The following is a 513-nucleotide window of genomic DNA, read 5'->3' as shown; positions in this document are numbered from 1 at the left end:
CAGAGCGACCATCACGTACAGCGGCGTACCGCTGAGCCAGGTTTCACCGCGCTGTTCGGTGGTCGCCCCGGTATGGTCTCCGGAGCGGCCGGTTCGATGGCGGTGGTGATCGTGGCGCTGGTGGTGCAGCACGGCGTCGAGTATCTGCTGGCGACCGTGCTGCTGGGCGGGTTGATCATGGTCGCTTTCGGCTTGTTGCGCCTGGGCAAGCTGGTGCGCATGGTGCCGCACCCGGTGATGCTGGGCTTCGTCAATGGCCTGGCGATTATCATCGCGCTGGCGCAGTTGGAGCACTTCAAGCGCGGTGAAACCTGGCTCAGCGGTACGCCGCTGTACGTGATGGTCGCTCTGGTCGCGGTCACCATGGCCATTGTCTACCTGCTGCCGCGCCTGACTCGCGCCGTGCCGCCTGCCCTGGTGGCAATCCTCGGCGTGGGCCTGGCGGTGTACCTGCTCGGCCTGCCCACCCGCACCCTTGGCGACATGGCGCACATCGCCGGCGGCCTGCCGACC

Annotated in this window: 1 protein-coding gene; it reads left to right on the top strand. The window is 67.4% G+C overall.

Features of this window, described 5'->3' with window-relative positions:
- Window positions 1–51 precede the first annotated feature (51 nt).
- Window positions 52–513 (top strand): SulP family inorganic anion transporter (locus tag AC0L3B_RS38330; RefSeq protein WP_473382766.1); only part of this gene is annotated, 462 nt, incomplete at its 3' end.

The sequence above is a fragment of the Bradyrhizobium sp. Kon56 genome (genome assembly GCF_055807635.1).
Note: the sequence above shows the minus strand (reverse complement) of the source record. Positions and strands in the feature narration are given on the sequence as shown.